This is a genomic window from Achromobacter sp. FW305-C-30-7, from assembly GCF_058783105.1.
This window is the reverse complement of sequence record NZ_JBYSYI010000005.1, coordinates 547221-562758: the sequence shown is the minus strand read 5'-3', so window position 1 is coordinate 562758 and position 15538 is coordinate 547221. Positions and strand designations below refer to the sequence as shown.

Here is a 15538-nt window from a genome sequence, read left to right as displayed (position 1 = left end):
AGGAATTCTAGCACTGCTCAAGCGCGCCGCAATGGCGGGCGGCATCGCCGGTCAGCCGGCCGCATGCGCCGGACCTTCAGGCGCCAGCCTCCCAGGGCTCCTGGCCCAGGTACTCGTAGCGCTCGGTGTTGACCCGCGATATGCGCCATTCCACCGCCTGCCGCTTGTAGGAAAACGCCACGCGGCGGATCTCCAGCAGAGGGCTGCCTTCGGCCACGCCCAGCGCCCGCGCCTGCGCGCGTTCGGCCACGCAGGTGCGCAGCCGCTCGTCGGTGGCAATCACATTCACGCCGAAGACGTCCTGGTACAGCGCGTAAAGCGTGCTGGCGCGGTCGCGCAGATGCTCCTCGGTCATGCCCGGAAAGCATGATTCGGGCAGGCAGATCTCGTCCATCATCACCACGTCGCCATTGAGCGACAGCACGTTGAGGAATTCGAACACCATGGCGCCGGCCGCCAGGTTCAGCTTCTCGCGCGCGATGGCCGACGCGCGCACCCGGCGAAAGCGCAGCAGTTCGGTCGCGGGATAGGACTTGTCGCCATCCTGGCGCACGATGCGGAAGAACTTGAAGAAATGGTGATTGCGCGTATGCACGGCCACGTAGGTGCCGCGGCCTTGATGGCGCACCAGGATGTTCTCGGCCGCCAATTCGTCAATGGCCTTGCGCAAGGTGCCGATGGATACGCCGAAGCGTTCCGCCAGCAGCTTCTCGGGCGGGATCGCCTCGCCCTGCTTCCATTCGCCCTGCGCCAGCGCGGCCAGCACGGCCTGCTTGACCTGCGCGTACAAGGGACTGCCCAAAGGCACGGTCGAGGACAGGCTGGTATTCATGGGTGCATCGCATCAATCAGGAGCCCACAGTGTAGCGGCGGGGACGGAACCTGCTCAAGTCATACAATTCATATATATGATTTAGTTGACATGAGCGAAGCCGGGTCCTAAGATTTCCTGGCCGTAGTGATCCGCGCCCTGCGCTCCCAGCCCAAAAGAGGAAGACAAATGATTCACGCCGTATTGCACGATGCCAAGGACACGGTGGCTGTCGCCGTGGTGGAAGGAGTCACCGCCGGAACGGAACTCAACGCCTGGATCATGGATGAAGACAAGATCATCCACGTGCGCGCCTCGCAGGACATCCCCATCGGCCACAAAGTGGCGATGAAGGACATGGCCGTGGGCGACACCGTCTTCAAGTACGGCGTCGACATCGGCCGCGTGGTGGAGCCCATCCAGGCCGGCCAGCACGCCCATGTGCACAACATCAAGACCAAGCGCTGGTAAGCCCTCCACCCCGCACAGGAATCCACCATGTCCATCATCAACGCTTCGACCACCTTCCAGGGCTACCGCCGCGACAACGGCCGCGTCGGCGTCCGCAACCACGTCATCGTCCTGCCTGTGGACGACATCTCCAACGCCGCGGCCGAAGCCGTGGCCAACAACATCAAGGGCACGCTGGCCCTGCCTCACCCCTATGGCCGGCTGCAGTTCGGCGAGGACCTGGAACTGCATTTCCGCACCCTGATCGGCACCGGCTGCAATCCCAACGTCGCGGCGGTGGTGGTGATCGGCATCGAGGAAGGCTGGACCAAGCGCGTGGTGGACGGCATCGCCGCCACCGGCAAGCCGGTCATGGGCTTCAGCATCGAACTGCACGGCGACCATGACACCATCATGCGCGCCTCGCGCTGCGCCAAGGAATTCGTGCACTACGCCACGGCCCTGACGCGCAGCGAGTGCCCCATCGCCGACCTGTGGGTGTCGACCAAATGCGGCGAGTCCGACACTACCTCCGGCTGTGGCGCCAACCCCACCGTGGGCAACGCCTTCGACAAGCTCTACGGGCTGGGCTCCACACTGGTCTTCGGCGAAACCTCGGAGCTGACCGGCGGCGAACACATCGTGGCTGAGCGCTGCGCCAACGACGCGGTGCGCGAACGCTTCATGTTCATGTTCAACCGCTACCAGGCCATGATCGACCGCTGGAAGACCAGCGACCTGTCGGAATCCCAGCCCACCAAGGGCAATATCGCGGGCGGGCTGACCACCATCGAGGAAAAGGCCCTGGGCAATATCCAGAAGATCGGCAAGCAATGCCGCGTGGACGGCGTGATCGACAAGGCCGAGATCCCCGACGGCCCCGGCCTGTGGTTCATGGACTCGTCCTCCGCCGCCGCCGAAATGGTGACCCTGTGCGCGGCCTCGGGCTACGCGGTGCATTTCTTCCCCACCGGCCAGGGCAACGTCATCGGCAACCCCATCCTGCCGGTCATCAAGATCTGCGCCAATCCGCGCACGGTGCGCACCATGTCCGAGCACATAGACGTGGACACCAGCGGCCTGCTGCAACGCGAAATCGACCTGAACCAGGCCGGCGACAAGTTGCTGGAATGCATGCTGGCCACCGCCAACGGCCGCTGGACCGCGGCCGAAGCGCTGGGCCACCGCGAATTCGTCCTGACCCGCATCTTCGAAAGCGCTTAATCGCGCCTGTCGTCCCTGGCAACGGCGCGTCCGCAAGCAGGATTGCGGACGCGCCGTCCTGCCGCCCAGCATCCCCGCAGCATCGTCTCAAAACAACACCAGCAGACCCGGGCGGCATTCCGCCACGGCAGCACAGGCGGTTGCATTCCTACCCGGGCGCCACCCAAGGAGGAAGACAGATGAACAGCGAACACGATCACCATCCCGACGCCGCGCAACGCCGGCGCCTGCTCGCCGCCCTGGGCGCCGCCGGCCTCTGTGCCCTGGCGCCGTGGCAGCGCGCCCTGGCGCAGAAGGCCTGGCCGGAACGGCCGATCAACTATGTGGTGCCTTTCCCGCCCGGCGGCCTGACCGACGTGGCCGCGCGCCAGGTCGGCAAGGCCCTGAGCGACGCCGAGCGCTGGAACGTGGTGGTGGAAAACAAGCCTGGCGGCAGCGCCAACATCGGCGCGGCCCACGTCTCGCACGCGGCTCCCGACGGCTACACCTGGCTGGCGATCACGCTATCGCACGCGGCCAACGCCACGCTCTTTGCCGGCAAGGCGGGCTACGACCTGACCCGCGACCTGACGCCGCTGGCGGGACTGGCGTCCTCGCCCATCATGGTGGTGGTCAACGCCAAGAGCGACATCAAGAGCATGGCCGACCTGGCGAAGGCGGCCCGCTCGAAGTCGCTGTCGGCGGGGTCCAGCGGCAACGGCACGCCGCCGCACCTGACGCTGGCGCTCTACCAGAAGCTCACCGGCGTGCCGATGATGCACATCCCCTACAAGGGTGGCGCGCCGTCCCTCACCGACCTGATAGGCGGCCACCTGGACGTGGTGTTCTCCAACTATCCGGAATCGCTGGCGCACGTGAAGAACGGTTCCTTGCGGGCGCTTGCCATCACTACCCGCGAACGCAGCGCCGATCTGCCCGACGTGCCCACCGTGAAGGAGGCCGGCCTGCCCGACCTGATCGTCGAGAACTTCACCGGCGTGCTGGCGCCGGCGGGCACGCCGCCCGAACTGGTGCAACGCATCGGCGACGCCATCGTGCGGCAGGTCTCGCAACCCGCCATTAAGCAGGCGCTGCTGCAGCTGGGCTTCGTGCCGCAGCCGCGCGGCCCCGCGGAGTTCGGCGCCTACCTGAAATCCGAGGTGGACCGCTGGGCCAAGATCATCCGCGACGCCAACATCCAGATCGCCTGACCAAAGTGGAATCCCTGCCCATGCATATCCTCATCTCCGAGTTCATGGACGCGCCCGCGGTCGACGCGCTACGCCAGCGGTTCAACGTGCGGTACGCGCCTGAACTGGTGGAACAGCGCGACGCCCTGCTGGCGGCCGTGGCCGAGGCCGACGGCCTCATCGTGCGCAACCGCAGCAAGGTGGACGCCGCCCTGCTGCAGGCGGCTCCGCGGCTGCGGACCGTGGGCCGCCTGGGCGTGGGCTTGGACAACATCGACCTGGAGGCCTGCGCCGCGCGCGGCATTGCGGTCATACCCGCCACCGGCGCCAATGCGCGCGCCGTGGCCGAGTACGTCGTCGGCACGGTGCTGATGCTGTTGCGCGGCGCCTATGCGTCGACAGCCGAGGTCGCGGCGGGCGCATGGCCCCGCAACGCGCTCTCGCAGGGCCTGGAAGCGCACGGACGCACACTGGGCATCGTCGGCTTCGGCGGCATCGGCCGGCTGACGGCCCGCCTGGCGCAAGGGCTGGACATGCGCGTGGCCGGCTGCGACGCCGCGCTGCCGCCGGACCATCCCGCCTGGCGGGAAACCGGCGTCACCGCCATGCCGCTGGACGAACTGCTGGCCCAGGCCGATGCCGTCACTCTGCACCTGCCCCTCACGCCCGGCACGCGGCGGCTGCTGGACGCCGGCCGCATCGCGCGCATGCGTCCGGGCGCGGTGCTGATCAACACTTCGCGCGGCGGCATCGTGGATGAAGCCGCGCTGGCCGACGCATTGCGGACGGGCCATCTGCGCGGCGCCGCGCTGGACGTGTTCGAACAGGAACCGTTGCCTGCGGGCAGCCCGCTGGCGGACGCGCCCAACCTGATCCTGACGCCGCACATCGCCGGACTGACGCAGGAAGCCAACACCCGGGTTTCCGACATGGTGGCCGCCGGTGTGACAATGGCGCTTACGGGCGGCGACCGATGAAGCCACACGGCCCGGCGCCCGCCCTTGAAGAGAAGGATATGGCTCACATCTATCTGGACGAATTGCAACTCCTGGCCGCGGCGGGCCTGGCCGCCGCCGGTGCCAATGCCGCCATGGCGGACAGCACGGCGCGCGCGCTGGTCTTCGCCGAAAGCCAGGGGCTCAGCTCCCATGGCCTGTCGCGCGTACCTTTCTACGCCGGACACCTGCGCGCCGGCCGCGCCATCGGTTCGGCGGTGCCGCGCATCGTGCATGAGCGCGGCGGCGCGGCGCTGATCGACGCCGGTTCCGGACTGGCCTTTCCCGCCTGCGCAATGGCGATAGAACAGGCCGGCCTGCGCGCCCGCGAACATGGCGTGGCCTTCATCGGCGTCGGCAACAGCCACCACTTCGGCGAAGCCGGCTACCACCTGGAAGCCCTGGCCGACCTGGGAATGGTGGGGCTGGCGCTGAGCAACTCGCCCGCCGCCATGCCCGCCTGGGGCGGCAAGCGGCCGCTGTTCGGCACCAACCCCATCGCCGCCGTGTTTCCGCGGCGCGGCGGCGCGCGGCTGGTGATCGATCTGTCGCTATCGCAGGTCGCGCGCGGCAAGCTCATGATCGCGGCCCGCGACAACCAGCCCATTCCGCTGGGCTGGGCGCTGGACGCCGACGGCCAGCCCACCACCGACCCCAAGGCCGGCCTGGCGGGCAGCATGCTGCCCGCGGGCGGCGTCAAGGGCGCGATGCTGGCGCTGATCGTCGAACTGCTGGCTTGCGCGCTGACCGGCTCGCACTTCGGCTTCGAGACCGAGTCCTTCTTCGTCGACGCAGGCGGCCCGGCGCGGCTGGGCCAGGCCTTCATGGCGATCGACCCCGGCGCGCTGGCCGGCAACAACACCTATCTGGACCGTGTCGAAGTCCTGGTCGACGCCATGCTGGAAGACGACGGCGTGCGCCTGCCGGGCGACCGCCGCCGCAAGCTGCGCGACGAAGCGCTCAAGCATGGCGTGGACATTCCCGACGCGTTGATGGCGCAGTTGCGGGCCATGTCGGGCACGGCGTAGGTCGTTTTCCACGGCACGCGGGGGCACTCGAGCACGACCCTGTGCGGCCGGCTCAATTGTCGCGACAGCGTCGCGACAATTGTCCCAATCTCAAACTCCGCGGCTGAACCACAGTATCACCGGCGCCAGCAACAGAAACGCCACGGTCGACACCAGCACAGCGCCCGCCGCGGTCTCCCCCTGCGTCGTATAGCGCTTGACGTACATGTAACTGACCACCGCGCAGGGCATGGCCATCTGCAGGCTGAGCGCGCCGGCCAGCACCGGTTCCAGGTCCAGCGCCCATACCACTGCCAGCCCCGCGCCCAGGCCCACGGCCAGGCGGATGGCGGCGACCTTGGCGCCATCGCGCAGGCCGTTGGACGGAATCAAGGCCAGGGCGTGGCCCAGGCTCAGCAGCATCAGCGGCACGGTCACCGCGCCCAGCATGCGCGAGGTCTCGACCAGCCACGCAGGCACCGGCACATGCATGAGGCGCAGGGCCACGGCGACCAGGGACGCCAGCAGAATCGGACTCTTCCAGCTGCCTTTGGTGTTCACCCCCGGCAACAGGCGCACGGCGACGGTGTGCATGACGAAGGAGCTGACCGCGAAGAACGCGACCGCCACCGACAGGCCCGCGTCGCCAAAAGCCATCTGCGAAATCGGCAGCCCCAGGTTGCCGGCATTGGGAAGGAAGGCCGTGGGGAGCAGCGTGCGCACGGGCAGCTTGCATGCCTTCAGCAGCAGCGCGCAGACCAGCGCGCACAGCAGCAGCGCCAGCAGGGTCGCCACCGCCACGTCGGCCAGCGCGCGGTCGTCCAGATGCGTGGTGACGAAGGTGTGGAACACCAGGGCTGGCGTGGTCACCGAGGTCACCAGCATGGTGATGAAAGAGCCGCCGAACGGCAGGTCCCGCTTGCCCCAGTACACCCCTATGCCCGCGCAGAAGAGCAAAGGCAGCATCAGCACGATCGATGAAAAATAGAACTGCACGACGGCGGACATGCGCTTATTCCGTTAGAGATAAGAGGATTGATGCGTGAAGGCATCATCGCTTGCCGGGCGGCCCGTCCGGACGGCAGCATGAGGCAACTCGTCAATCGCCGGGCCTACGCCCCCATTCGCCATGTCAGCCACCGCCCTCCCCGCCACGCCCCCGGCCATGAACCCGGCCACTCCCCCAGCCATGGGTTCAGCCTTGAATCCGTCATCCAGTCCGGCCCAGGCGATCAAGCCCCTGTCGGAGCGCCAGGCCAGTTGCCTGCACTGGGCCGCCCTGGGCAAAACCAGCTGGGAAACCGCCCGCATCCTGGGCGTCAGCGAAAGCACGGTGAATTTCCACCTGTGCAACGCCTGCGAGAAGCTCGGCGTGCGCGGCCGGCGCGCGGCGGTGGTCGCGGCGCTGAGGCTGGGCCTGATCGAACCCGTCACGGCTTGATGACGACGGAACGCAGGAACTCTTGCGCCCGCTCGGCCGGCAGGCTTTCCACGGTGCCGGCCGCCACGGCTTCGATCAGCATGGTATCGGTCACCCAGACCCGGGCCCGCAGCCAGCCCGGCTTGCCCATGGCCTTGCCCTGGACCTCGATGTCCTGCCCGTAGGCAGGCCATTCATTGGGCGGCGGCGACTGCATGTTGGCGTAGAGCGAATGCATCAGCGCCATGCCCAGCGCCTGCTTGGCCGCTGGGTCCTTGGCGATGTCGGGCGGCAGCGGCGCCGAACCCACGGCAAAGACCGCCTCGCCCACGGTGGCGCTGGCCAGGGTAAAACGCAAGGTATGGGCGTCCAGCTTCAGGTCGCGGGTGTCGGTGGTGACCCGGTCCGGAAACGCCGCGCGCGCGTGGCCATCGGCCACGTCGACTTCGCGCCAGTTGTAACTGGGCGAGCAGGCCGTGATCAGCAGGGCCAGCGCGGCAATCGCGCCGGCTTTCTTGAACATGAAACGAAACAGCGATGAAATCGTCATTACCCGAGGACCTGGACTGTCTATTCATTTCGAGGAAGCCAGAAATTGTCGCCGATTTCGATGACCCCCGCGCCCGACGGCACGCCCTTGGCCAATTATGTCTGGCCAGCCGCGCCAAATGTGCCCCCGCCGATCGCCGGCCCAGGCACTCCCAGTATCTACCTGCTGCACGGACTAAGCGAGCATGCCGGGCGCTACGACCGTCTGGCGCGCTGGCTGAGCGCCCGCGGCTGGACCGTGGGCGCGCACGACCACCGCGGCCATGGCCGTTCCGGCGGCCGACCCGCGACCCTGAGCCACGAGGACGACCTGGTCGTCGATGCGGTCGACCGGCTGCGGGCCTGGACCGCCGCCCACGGACGCCCGCCCATCCTGCTGGGCCACAGCCTGGGCGCCCTGGTCGCGGTGCGAATCGCCCTGCGCCGCATGGTCGAGATCGACGGCCTGGTGCTCAGTTCGCCCCCCTTCGTGGTGCATGTGCCGCCCTGGGTGCGGCGCACGCTGACCTGGATGTCGCTGCATGCGCCCGACTTGCGCGTGCCTCACGGCTTGGCGCCCGCCCGCATCTCCCATGACCCCGCCGTGGTGAAGGCCTACCGCAGCGATCCCCTGGTACGGCGCCAAATGACCGGGCGGCTGGCCCGCTTCGTGGACGAAGGCGGCCGCGAATCCCTGCGCGAAGCCCCGCTCCTGGCCTGTCGTACCCTGCTGATGGTGGCGGGCGACGACTCCATCGTCGCCGCCGAAGGCAGCCGCCAATTCGCCCAGCGCGCGCCCGCCGAACTGCTGACGCTGCGCTGGTACGACACCGCCTGGCACGAGATTTTCAACGAAACCGCCCCCATCGCCGACCCGGTCTACGCCGACCTGGACGAGTGGCTGGCGCGCACCGCCCAGGCATTGTCCCTGTCCCCAGTATTGACTCCCTCGGCACAGGAGGCCGGCACCCCGTAAAATCCGGCGACAGACCCAAACGAGAAGAACCCGTGACTGATACTGCCGCCAACCGCCTCTCCCGCCTGGAGGCCAACCGATCGCTGCTGACCCAGACCCTGCGGGGCATCGAAAAGGAAGGCCTGCGCGTGGACGAGCAAGGCGTCCTGTCCCGCAAGCCGCATCCCGCCGGCCTGGGCTCGGCGCTGACCAACGAACACGTCACCACCGACTATTCCGAATCCCTGCTCGAACTCATCACGGGCACGCACAAGGACGTGGACTCGCTGCTGGCCGAACTGACCAACACCCATCGCCACGTCTACAGCGTGCTGGACCATGAACTGATCTGGAATCAGTCCATGCCCGCCACGCTGCCGTCTGAAGCCGACATTCCCATCGCCTGGTACGGCAAGTCCAACACCGGCATGCTCAAGCACGTGTACCGCCGCGGCCTGGCCGTGCGCTACGGCAAGACCATGCAGTGCATCGCCGGCGTGCACTACAACTTCTCGCTGGCCGAAGACCTGTGGTCCGTGCTGGACACGCAGCCCGGCAGCATCCAGGACCGCCGTTCGCGCGGCTACATTGGCCTGATCCGCAACTTCACGCGTTATTCCTGGCTGCTGATGTACCTGTTCGGCGCCGCGCCGGCGCTGTCCAGCGACTTCCTGCGCGGGCGCGAGCATCCGCTGCAAAAACTGGGCGACAGCACGCTGTACCTGCCCTATGCCACCAGCCTGCGCATGAGCGACCTGGGCTACCAGAACAAGGCGCAGTCGCAGCTCAAGCTCTGCTACAACGACCTGGACACGTTCCTGGGCCGCTTGTACGAGGCGGTGACCCAGCCCTGGCCCGATTACCAGAAGATCGGCACCCACCGCGACGGCGAATGGATCCAGCTCAACACCAACGTGCTGCAGATCGAAAACGAGTACTACTCCAGCATCCGCCCCAAGCGCGCCACTGGCCGCTGCGAACGCCCGATCACGGCGCTGGCCGAGCGCGGCGTGCAGTACGTTGAAGTCCGCTGCCTGGACATCGACCCGGACTCGCCGGTCGGCATCGACGCCGCCACCAGCCGCTTCGTCGACGCCTTCCTGCTGTTCTGCACCGCGTCCGACAGCCCCTTCTTCCCTGCCAACGGCTATTGCCAGCGCAGCGCCGACAACTTCTCGGCCGTCGTCAAGGAAGGCCGCAAGCCCGGCCTGATGCTGGACCGCGAAGGCCAGTCCATCGGCCTGGCCCAGTGGGGCCACGAACTGCTGGACCAGATCGCGCCCTACGCCGCGCTGTTCGACTCCGCCCTGGGCGGCAGCGCCTACGCCGAAGCGCTGGCGGCCCAGCGCGCCAAGCTCGACCAGCCCGACTCCACGCCTTCGGCGCGCCTGCTGGCCTCGCTGACCGAGAGCCGCCTGTCGTTCCATGACTATTCGCTGGACCTCAGCCGCAAGCACGCCGACGCGCTGCGCGCGCAGGCCCTGCCCGCCGACCTCGCAGCCGCCTATGAACAGGCCGCCGCGCAGTCCACGGCGGAGCAACAGCGCCTGGAGCAGTCGGACACCGAGGATTTCGATACCTATGTGGCCCGCTACCACGCGGCGCTGAAGGCCCCGCGCAAATAAGGCGTATCGTTAAGGTTTTGATCCGCGCCGGCCGCTTGCTGGCGGCGCGGACCGCTCTGACACCTCAGGAGGTTTTCCCCATGCGCCGCACCGCAACATTCCTGCTGGCCTTGGCCGCCAGCGTGGCGGGGATAGTCCATGCCGCGCCGCCGCCCATGCAGACCGTGGAATCGGTGGACCTGAAGCGCTACGCCGGCATGTGGTACGAGATCGCGAATTTCCCCATGTTCTTCCAGCGCGACTGCGTGGGAGACACCACCGCCGAATACACCGCGCATGCCGACGGCACGGTCGGCGTGAACAACCGCTGCCGCACCAAGGACGGCGACATCGACACCGCATCCGGCACCGCCACGGTGGTGGAAGGCAGCAACAACGCCAAGCTCGAAGTCTCGTTCTTCAAGCCATTCAAGGGCGATTACTGGGTGATAGGCCTGGATCCGGAATACCGCTGGTCGGTGGTCGGCACCCCGGACCGGAAATACCTGTGGATCCTGTCGCGCTCGCCGCAGTTGCCCAAGGAAGAGCTGGACAAGGCCTTGGACGCCGCCAAGGCACAGGGCTACCAGCTGGACGAACTGCGGTACACGCCGCAGAAATAGGATGCGCCGCGGCGCTTACCCTGCGTAATCCCGCGCCAGACGCACCACCGTCACCCCTGGCTTCAGCTGCCGCAACGACGGCATGACCAGCGTACACCGATCGTAAGGCGTCACGATGGGCTGGCCATCGGCCCAACCCAGAATGGAACCGGCCTGCTCGAACGTCTCCAGCCCCGTCCAGGGCTCGGAGAAGCGCAGGTCCATGGACGGCGCGACCACCGCGTCCGTCACTTCCAGCACGCGCTGGTTCGCTGCGTCCGGCATCAGCCAGCCGGCCGGCACATCCGCCGCATCGGCCACGCCCGACTCCACCAGCATGCGCGCCACCATGTCACGCGCCACGTCGCGCGCGGCCAATTCGCCATGGAAGCCGCATTCGATCAGCAAGGCGCAGGCGTCGGCACGGGCGGGATCGCCGAACTGGCCGAAATCGCGCATGCGCACGCCGTCCTTGTGGCCTGCGTCTACGATCACGTGCTGCGGCGCCTTCAGGCGGCGCGCCAGCGCGATGTTGCGCGGCAGGACGCCCGTCAGCAGCAGGGGCGCGCCCGGTTCATGCATGGAATGCAGGTCCAGCAGCCAGTCCGCGCGCTCCACCCAGGGACGCAGCTCGGCGCCGCGCTTGCGGTCCGGCGTCGTGGGATGGTCCAGGCGCTCGGCGCTCCAGACGCGGTTCATGTCCTCGGCCGCGAAGCGCGACGCATCGTGGTTGGCGTGGTCGAAACGGTCGAACGCCTCCAGATTGCAGAACGCCAGCGTCAGGCTGCCGCGGCGCGGGCGCAGGCCCGCGGCCAGCAGGTCCTTCAAGGCCCAGGCGCCGCACAGCTCATTGCCATGCACCAGCGCGGACAGCATCAACGCGCGCCCCGGAAGGCCTGAATCGAAATGCCACACGCCAGGGGTGCCGGTATTGCCGGCGCGCTCGGCGCTCAGGTCGGGTACGGGAAGCTTGAATTCCATGGATATTGTCCGCTGCGGTGCTTGGGTGTTGCGATGACTCGGCTTCGACTTACTGGGCTTCGATCTTGGCGGCCTTGACCAGCGCGCCGTACTTCTTGGTTTCCTCGGCCTGATAGGCCGCCGGATCCAGGCCCGGCTGCGACAGCACGCCGCCGGCTTCCTGCATCTTGGCGCGGAACTGCTCCGACTTCAGCGTATCGGCCAGCGCGCCGCGCAGCTTGGCGGCCACGGGCTCCGGCAGGCCGGCCGGACCGTAGAGCGCGAACCAAACGCTGATATCCACGCCTTCGAATCCCGGCGTCTCGGCCAGGGCCGGCAGATCCGGCGCCACCGGCGAACGCTTCTTCTCCGTCACGCCCAGCGCCACGATCTTGTCGCCGCGCACTTGCGGCAAGCCCGAGGACAGCACCAGCATCCCGTAGTCCAGCTGGCCGCTCATCAGGTCCGTCACCAGCGGCGCCACGCCGCGGTACGGCACGTGCTCGGCGCGCGTGCCGGTCGACTGGTTGATCATCTCGCCGGCCAGGTGCAGGGTCGTGCCCACGCCGGAAGAACCGTAGTTGAAGCTGCCCGGCGCGGAGGCGCGCAGCTTCTGCAGATACTCGGCGGCGGTCTTCACGCCCGAATTCTTGCTGGCGGCCAGCAGCATGGGCTGCGAGGCGATCACGCCCAGCGGCGCAAAGTCTTTCACGCTGTCGTACTTGACCGCGTTGTTGATCATGCTGGCGATGACCATTTCATTGGTGGAGCCCAGCAGCAGCGTGTAGCCGTCGGGCGTGGCCCGCGCCACGCGCTGCGCGCCGATGGTGCCGCCAGCGCCGCCCACGTTCTCGACCACCACGCTCTGGCCCAGGCGCTTGGCCAGCTCTTCGCCGAACAGGCGCGCGGTCAGGTCCACGCTGCCGCCCGCCGGATAGCCGACCACCAGCGAGATGGCGCGCTCGGGATAATCGGCGTGCGCGGAAGACGCCGCGGCGAGCGCGGAGACGGCACAGAGCGCGGCTAGCGTGGCGCGCAACGGATGCAGGACGGATTTCATGTTTTCTCCCTGGGGTGCTATGGCGGACGGCGGCGCCGTCTCATTTGATGTTTCGGGAGCTATTCTCGGACGTACACCAGGGACATCCCGTGCCAAGTCGGCACATGCCGGTGCGGATTCAGCACGCGTGCACCCTGCGCCCGGCGGATTTCAGGCCTTGCGGCTGGCCGTGGCTTCCCAGGCCGCTTCGGCCAGATCCGCCAGCCGCGCCCGCGAGCGGTACAGCCGCACCTCGAAGGAGATTTCCTCGCTGCGGCCGCCCAGGGCGGCCAGCGCGCCGCGACGGCAATCCGCCGCCACCATGGACCAGGGCAGCCAGGCCACCCCCAGCCCCTTGGCGACCGCGCCATGCGCCGCGTCCAGCGAATCGCTGCGCAGGAACGGCGCCAGGGCATAGGGCGTGGCCTCCAGGCGGTCGCCCACGATGCGCTCCATCGCCAGGCCGCCGGCGTAGGTAATCAATGGCACGGACGGCCCGCCTTCCTGCAGCACGTAGCGCGGCCGGCCACGGGAATCGGCCTGGCTGACGGGCACCAGCTTGTCGGTGCCCAAGGTCATGTAGCGGTAGCGCCCCGGACTCAGCTGCACCGACAGAGCCGGATGCTCGTAGCAGCACAGCAGGTCCACGCGGCCCTGCTCCAGCCGGGCCGCCATGTCCTGCATCATGCCGGTGGACAGCTCGACCTGCGTGCCCTCGGTCAGCACTTTGGGCGTGCGGTGGCGCAGTCGCGCGATCCAGTCCGCCACCAGCGTGCGGGCCAGGCTGCGGCCGGTGGCGATGCGCAGCACGGCCTCGCCGCCCGCGCCGAAGCTGCGGATGCGGTGGCGCACCTGTCCCATCTGCTCCACCACCTGGGTCGCCGTCTTCAGCAAAGCCTCGCCCTCGGCGGTCAGGACCACGGGCAGGCGCTGGCGCTCAATCAGCGGCGCGCCGGCCCAGGCCTCCAGCGCGCGGATGCGCCGGCCGAAAGCCGGATGCGTGACGTGGCGCAGCTCGGCCGCGCGCACAAAGCTGCCGGTCTGCGCCAGGGCAATCAGGTCTTCAAGAAGTTTCAGGTCGGCCATGGGCGTCAAGCTTACGCCATCGGCCGGCGCGTCACCGGGCGCCCAGCCCCATCATCGCCAGGGTGGCGCGGGTCAGGTCGCTGTCCGGATCTTCCAGTTCATTGACCAGGTCGAAGTGATTGCAGTGCGGCGTCGGGATACGGGTGGACGCCAGGCCCGCGGCATTCCAGGCGGCTTCGTATGCCGCCGTCTGGTTCTTGAAGCCCTGGGTCTCCAGCCCGCCCACCGCCAGCAGCATCGGACCCGCGCGTTCCGGCAGATGGAAGATCGGGCTTTGATGCGCCGCCTGCTCGGGCGTCAACTGCAGCCAGGTGTTCGGCAGGACGTCGCATAGGGGCCGCAAATCGAACAGCCCGCTGAGCGCCAGCGTGCCCTTGATCACGTCGTCCGGCACGCCATACCGCGCCGGCCAGCCGGGCGCGACCAGCATGCCGGCCAGATGGCCACCCGCCGAGCTGCCGCTGACGTAGATCCGTTCAGGGTCCACGCCATAGGCCGCCACGTTGCGGTACAGCCAGGCCACGGCGGAACGCACCTCGCGCACCACTTCGCCGAGGGTAGCCTCGGGCACCAGCGTGTATTCCAGCGTCGCCACGGCGGCGCCTGCGGCATTGAAGGCTTCGGCCATCACGGGTGCGTCTTCCTTGCGCTGCGCGCGCCAGTAGCCGCCGTGGATGAACACGAACAGCGGCGCCGGCGCCTGCGAGGCGGCAGGCAAGAAGAGATCCAGCCTTTCGTCCTGGCCCATGCCGTAATGCAGGTCCAGCACGCCGGGGCGACGCGTGCGCACCCGGGCCGAGGACTCGGCATAGCGGCGCACGCAGGCGTCGAAATCCGGCACCGATTCGCGCGCGTTGTACTGGACCTCGCGCTCGGCGATGGTGGGGAAGAAGAGGTCGATGTGGGAGTTATGCATGCCTGGCCTGCGATTGGGGCTGCGAAATGATGCGTTCGATGAACTGCGCGGTCTTGCGGTAGTGCGCGGCCAGCATGGCGACCGAGCCTTCCACGTCGCGCGAGATGGCGGCGTCCAGCAGCTGGCGATGCTCGTCGTCGACGCTGCGCTCCGGCCCGTAGGCGGTTGCGCCAGCGCGCGCCGGACGCCGATAGCGTTCAGTCTGCGCATAGAGCTGGGTGGACAGGTCCAGCAGCCAGTGGGAACGGCAGGCGCCAATCAGCGCGTGGTGGAACTCCAGGTGCCGCGCCTCCAGCAGCTCGTCCAGCTCTTCCGAAGGCTGGGCGGCGGCCTCGGCGCGCTGCGCGGCCAGGGTCAGCGCATGGTACGCGCCGACCAGCCGCGTTTCCCAGGCGTCGTCGGCATTGGCCAGCGAGCGGCGCAGCGCATCGCAATCGATCAGGATGCGGGTTTCACAGGCGTCCCACATTTCCTCGACCGACAGGGGCGCGATGCTGAAGCCGCGCGAGGTGGTGCTGATGACCATGCGTTCGCTGCGCAGGCGGTTGAGGGCTTCGCGGATGGGGGAAAAGCTGCTGCCGTAGCGCTGCTTCAGCAATTCCAGCCGCAAGGACTGGCCCGGCGCGAAGGCGCCGCGCATGATGTCGCGCCGCAACAGGCGGTAGACCTGCTCCGACAGCGTGATTTCCTCCACGCCCGCGCTCCCGTCCGATCCGGGATCGTCCTGGCGGGAAGCTTTGATTCTAGGCTTCAAGATGGTCTCCAGATTTCA

17 protein-coding genes are annotated in these 15538 nt (G+C 68.1%); 9 read left to right on the top strand and 8 right to left on the bottom strand.

Annotated features, from left to right (window positions below; genetic code table 11):
* Positions 1 to 76: 76 nt before the first annotated feature.
* A complete protein-coding gene (locus AC3WOB_RS19535) occupies positions 77 to 832 on the bottom strand; it encodes a GntR family transcriptional regulator (protein WP_492275921.1) in 756 nt (251 codons plus the stop codon).
* 168 nt (positions 833 to 1000) lie between these two features.
* On the opposite strand from AC3WOB_RS19535, the gene AC3WOB_RS19530 reads away from it, so the two are divergent.
* The 5 genes from AC3WOB_RS19530 (at position 1001) to AC3WOB_RS19510 (ending at position 5677) form a co-directional block, all read left to right on the top strand.
* A complete protein-coding gene (locus AC3WOB_RS19530) occupies positions 1001 to 1282 on the top strand; it encodes a UxaA family hydrolase (RefSeq protein ID WP_013391229.1) in 282 nt (93 codons plus the stop codon).
* A 27-nt stretch (positions 1283 to 1309) separates the two neighbouring features.
* Entirely contained in the window at positions 1310 to 2485 is a 1176-nt protein-coding gene (locus tag AC3WOB_RS19525) for a UxaA family hydrolase (RefSeq protein ID WP_013391228.1), read from the top strand.
* Positions 2486 to 2664: 179 nt separating this feature from the next.
* Positions 2665 to 3675: a Bug family tripartite tricarboxylate transporter substrate binding protein gene (locus AC3WOB_RS19520; protein ID WP_492275920.1), complete on the top strand. Its 1011-nt coding sequence runs from the start codon at positions 2665 to 2667 to the stop codon at positions 3673 to 3675.
* Positions 3676 to 3695: 20 nt separating this feature from the next.
* Complete coding sequence (locus AC3WOB_RS19515; protein WP_492275919.1) at positions 3696 to 4631, top strand: hydroxyacid dehydrogenase; 936 nt, start codon at positions 3696 to 3698, stop codon at positions 4629 to 4631.
* Positions 4632 to 4669: 38 nt separating this feature from the next.
* Positions 4670 to 5677, top strand: a complete 1008-nt coding sequence (locus AC3WOB_RS19510; RefSeq protein ID WP_041652129.1) for an Ldh family oxidoreductase — start codon at positions 4670 to 4672, stop codon at positions 5675 to 5677.
* A gap of 90 nt (positions 5678 to 5767) precedes the next feature.
* Here AC3WOB_RS19510 and AC3WOB_RS19505 read toward each other — a convergent pair whose 3' ends face one another.
* Complete coding sequence (locus AC3WOB_RS19505; RefSeq protein ID WP_492275918.1) at positions 5768 to 6664, bottom strand: AEC family transporter; 897 nt, start codon at positions 6662 to 6664, stop codon at positions 5768 to 5770.
* 181 nt (positions 6665 to 6845) lie between these two features.
* Between AC3WOB_RS19505 and AC3WOB_RS19500 the strand changes: the two genes are divergently transcribed.
* On the top strand, positions 6846 to 7097 hold the full coding sequence (locus tag AC3WOB_RS19500) for a helix-turn-helix domain-containing protein (RefSeq protein ID WP_013391223.1): 252 nt from the start codon (positions 6846 to 6848) through the stop codon (positions 7095 to 7097).
* Here AC3WOB_RS19500 and AC3WOB_RS19495 read toward each other — a convergent pair.
* Positions 7087 to 7626 (bottom strand): hypothetical protein, encoded by a 540-nt coding sequence (locus AC3WOB_RS19495; RefSeq protein ID WP_013391222.1) that lies wholly within the window; start codon positions 7624 to 7626, stop codon positions 7087 to 7089. The genes AC3WOB_RS19500 and AC3WOB_RS19495 overlap by 11 nt on opposite strands.
* Positions 7627 to 7686: 60 nt before the next feature.
* On the opposite strand from AC3WOB_RS19495, the gene AC3WOB_RS19490 reads away from it, so the two are divergent.
* From AC3WOB_RS19490 to AC3WOB_RS19480, 3 genes are all read left to right on the top strand, one after another.
* Positions 7687 to 8580 (top strand): alpha/beta hydrolase, encoded by an 894-nt coding sequence (locus AC3WOB_RS19490; RefSeq protein ID WP_013391221.1) that lies wholly within the window; start codon positions 7687 to 7689, stop codon positions 8578 to 8580.
* A 32-nt stretch (positions 8581 to 8612) separates the two neighbouring features.
* On the top strand, positions 8613 to 10184 hold the full coding sequence (gene gshA / locus AC3WOB_RS19485) for a glutamate--cysteine ligase (protein WP_013391220.1): 1572 nt from the start codon (positions 8613 to 8615) through the stop codon (positions 10182 to 10184).
* An 80-nt stretch (positions 10185 to 10264) separates the two neighbouring features.
* The gene (locus AC3WOB_RS19480) at positions 10265 to 10786 is read left to right on the top strand and encodes a lipocalin family protein (protein ID WP_013391219.1); all 522 of its coding nucleotides are present in this window, start codon (positions 10265 to 10267) and stop codon (positions 10784 to 10786) included.
* Between the two features lie 15 nt (positions 10787 to 10801).
* On the opposite strand, the gene AC3WOB_RS19475 is transcribed toward AC3WOB_RS19480, so the two are convergent.
* The 5 genes from AC3WOB_RS19475 to AC3WOB_RS19455 form a co-directional block, all read right to left on the bottom strand.
* Positions 10802 to 11746 (bottom strand): M14 family metallopeptidase, encoded by a 945-nt coding sequence (locus AC3WOB_RS19475; protein WP_492275917.1) that lies wholly within the window; start codon positions 11744 to 11746, stop codon positions 10802 to 10804.
* Positions 11747 to 11795: 49 nt separating this feature from the next.
* Positions 11796 to 12785 (bottom strand): Bug family tripartite tricarboxylate transporter substrate binding protein, encoded by a 990-nt coding sequence (locus AC3WOB_RS19470; protein WP_013391217.1) that lies wholly within the window; start codon positions 12783 to 12785, stop codon positions 11796 to 11798.
* A 150-nt stretch (positions 12786 to 12935) separates the two neighbouring features.
* Positions 12936 to 13850: a LysR family transcriptional regulator gene (locus tag AC3WOB_RS19465; protein ID WP_013391216.1), complete on the bottom strand. Its 915-nt coding sequence runs from the start codon at positions 13848 to 13850 to the stop codon at positions 12936 to 12938.
* A 31-nt stretch (positions 13851 to 13881) separates the two neighbouring features.
* Positions 13882 to 14766, bottom strand: a complete 885-nt coding sequence (locus AC3WOB_RS19460) for an alpha/beta hydrolase (RefSeq protein ID WP_013391215.1) — start codon at positions 14764 to 14766, stop codon at positions 13882 to 13884.
* Positions 14759 to 15520, bottom strand: coding sequence for a GntR family transcriptional regulator (locus tag AC3WOB_RS19455; RefSeq protein ID WP_492275916.1), 762 nt, complete (start codon positions 15518 to 15520; stop codon positions 14759 to 14761). The genes AC3WOB_RS19460 and AC3WOB_RS19455 overlap by 8 nt, the downstream gene beginning before the upstream one ends.
* Between the last annotated feature and the right edge of the window lie 18 nt (positions 15521 to 15538).